The sequence below is a fragment of the Rhodococcus sp. ARC_M5 genome (genome assembly GCF_022810405.1).
Classification (GTDB): Bacteria; Actinomycetota; Actinomycetes; order Mycobacteriales; family Mycobacteriaceae; genus Rhodococcoides; species Rhodococcoides navarretei.
The window spans coordinates 1-244 of record NZ_JALGQE010000079.1 but is presented as its reverse complement, the minus strand read 5'-3'; the positions used below and the strand labels follow the sequence as shown (position 1 = coordinate 244).

The following is a 244-nucleotide window of genomic DNA, read 5'->3' as shown; positions in this document are numbered from 1 at the left end:
GCACTTCGTTGTCCGAGGTCAACGATTCACGCAACGCCTCACGGTAGGCGTCGCGTCGGGATACATCGCGTGCGGACGCACCGTCCGGTGAACCGGGCTTCGCATCGGACATAAGGAGAACCTACGCGGAACCGGTATCGGCGAACGAGGTCGGAGCCGCGGTGACGTCGTCGATCTTGTACTTCTCCGCGGCCTCGACGGCCTTGGACTTGTCGATCTCACCGGATGCGGCGAGGGCGGACAA

General features: G+C 63.5%; 1 pseudogene. It reads right to left on the bottom strand.

Annotation, left to right across the window (positions count from 1 at the left end):
- Positions 1-121: 121 nt before the first annotated feature.
- A pseudogene (locus tag MTX34_RS26220) lies at positions 122-244 on the bottom strand (2-oxo acid dehydrogenase); the annotation flags it as partial.